This window comes from Streptomyces sp. NPDC059900, from assembly GCF_050270335.1.
Classification (GTDB): Bacteria; Actinomycetota; Actinomycetes; order Streptomycetales; family Streptomycetaceae; genus Streptomyces.
This window is the reverse complement of the sequence record NZ_JBNNJZ010000888.1, coordinates 1-2,335: the sequence shown is the minus strand read 5'-3', so window position 1 is coordinate 2,335 and position 2,335 is coordinate 1. Positions and strand designations below refer to the sequence as shown.

The window sequence follows — 2,335 nt, the reverse complement described above, 5'->3', positions numbered from 1 at the left end:
GGGCTTGACCATCGACTATCGGGCCGGGACGGGGCAAACGCTGACCGCTGTCGCCACTGACCTCCCCGTACGGCCGACGCGCGGCCAACCGGATTCTTCTCCCCGACGAACGCGTCCTGACCGTGGGAACTTAGTAAGCCCCGGCGACGCGGGCGACGGCCCTGCTCTCGCCGTGGCCGCGGGAGTGAGTTTTCCCTCCTGGAGGCGGACGTTGCTGCCGTTGCGTCAGGGTGCGCCGGAATCGCCTCGAACCGGGGTCGGCGCGGCCCGTTGCCCCGCCCGTGCACGCAAGCCAGGCCAGGGAACAGCCGGGCAGAAGGCACCAGCTGAAGACCTGCACGCCCCCGGACGCATGACGTAGGCGTCCGTCGGCGCAACCTCTCGGCAGCTGGGCAGTCTTACTTCCCGGGGTGCACATGACGGCAGACCATCAGATTGCCTTCTTCCTGCGGGAACTGCAGAGGGGCGATACCTGGCGACGGGCAGCAGCAGCGAAAGGGCTCGGCAAGCTCGGCGGCGCCGAGCACGCCGCGCCTTTGCTGCGGGCAGCGGCCGACCCCGCACCCGAGGTGCGGGAAGGCGCGGCGGTCGGCCTGGGCAGGCTGGGGGTCCCCGCAGCCGGGGCGCAGATTCTGCCCGCGCTGATGGACGACGTCGATCCGTGGGTGCGCCGGCAGGCGTCTCTCGCCTCGATCCGGCTGGGGCTGCGCGATCGCAAGGTCGTTGATGCCTATGGCCGGCTGCTCAGTGATCCGGACTATCACCTGCGGATCAATGCCTTGGAGGCGTTGCGGGAGCTGGGCGTGCCCGGCGATGTTCCTGCGCTCGTGCGGTTGCTGGGCGATCCGGACACCGGTGTCTGGGGCCTGGCGCGGGCCATGATCTTCGAGGTCAGGAAGGCCCCGGACGTCGATGCGGAGGTGGTCCGCGCGGCACAGTGGGGTGCGGATGCCGCCCGCGAGCACGCCCTGTTGATGCTGTCGGACGAGCACACCGACCGGCTGCTGCCATCGCTGCTGAAAGATCTGGCGGGTGGGCCTTCGGTCGAGGTGCGCTGCGCCGTGGCGTTCCGGCTGGCGCATGTGAAGCGCCGCGAGACGCGGGATGCGCTGTTCGCGGTCCTGGCGGCGGAGCAGGATGCGGCGGTGGCGGTACAACTGCTCTTCCTGCTGGGGCGATCGGGGGATGAACGGCTGCTGGGTCCGGCCTCGCGCTGGCTGAGCGATGAGCGGGCGGGGCCCGCGGCCGCCACTGCCCTGGGGGCCGTCGGCGGCAAGACCGCCACGCGGCTCCTGCGGGCTCAGCTCACCGGACCGGCCACGGAGGCCGGCACGCTCGCGGCAGCAGCAAGGGCCTACGGCGCTATGGGCAGATGGGACGCTGTGTGGCTGCTGCTTCCGCTCCTGGACCATGACACGCCCGAGGTGTACGAAGGGGCGTTGCGCGGCCTGGACGACCTGGCGGACACCGGGTTCCGGCCATGGGAACGCGCGGCGGTCGCCCGCGCCCTGGTGGCCCGCCTCGGCGCCGGTGCCACCTTGGTCGGGGTGACCGCCAGGGTCCTTACGGGTCTGGCGGAAGCCCTGCCCGGCCTGCGGGCGCTGGTGGACCGCACCAGCGCCCCTCTTGTCCGGGCCGCCGCGCTCTCGCTCCTGGACCCGCACAATGCGACGGACGCCGGCACCCCGCACGATCTGCCGCTGTTCGTACGGCATTTGGACGACGCCGATTGGTGGGTGCACCAGGCTGCCGCGGAGGGGATCGCCCACTGGGTGGAGGAGATGGGCGTGCTCCCGCCGGGAGAGGAGCAGCTGCGCGAGCGGCTCACCGCGCTGGCCTCCGAGCCATTCGATTCCGTCCGCGAGGCGGCGGCCGAAGCGCTGCGTGCCCTGGACGCCTGCCGGAACAACTGACGCGGCAGGGGCGGCAACGGCAACTTGGCCAGCTGTCACGGCGCTGGCGGCGGGGGCGGCCGGGGCGAGCCCGGCCGCGCCGGAAGGATGCGGTCTGCGCCGCAGATCCCCCGAACACCATCCCGGACAAGGCTGTCCGCCCAGGTCAGAGCCGTAGCGCTGTCCGGGACAACCCGACGCCCTTGTCGCACCTCGGTCCGGGAGATGAATCTTGGTGCCGCCTGCTCGACGAGCGGCTCCGTCGCCCCAGCGCGTGCTTGGTGACGTGACATCTCTCAGGCCGGTGTCGGCGCACACCGGTCCTCCCGGAAGAAGGTTTCATGAAGTCATATAGCTGGCGCAGGACTGCCGTTGCAGCCGCCGGGCTCGCTCTGTCCGGTGTCCTGATGGGCGCGGGAACGGCGGCGGCCGCACCCGTGCCC

Annotated in this window: 1 protein-coding gene; it reads left to right on the top strand. The window is 71.7% G+C overall.

Annotated elements, in window-relative coordinates; all coding sequences use genetic code 11:
• Nucleotides 1-416 precede the first annotated feature (416 nt).
• Nucleotides 417-1,913 carry a HEAT repeat domain-containing protein gene (locus ACQKIP_RS45330; protein ID WP_365863640.1) on the top strand — a complete coding sequence of 499 codons (1,497 nt, stop codon included), beginning with the start codon at nt 417-419 and terminating at the stop codon, nt 1,911-1,913.
• Nucleotides 1,914-2,335 lie beyond the last annotated feature (422 nt).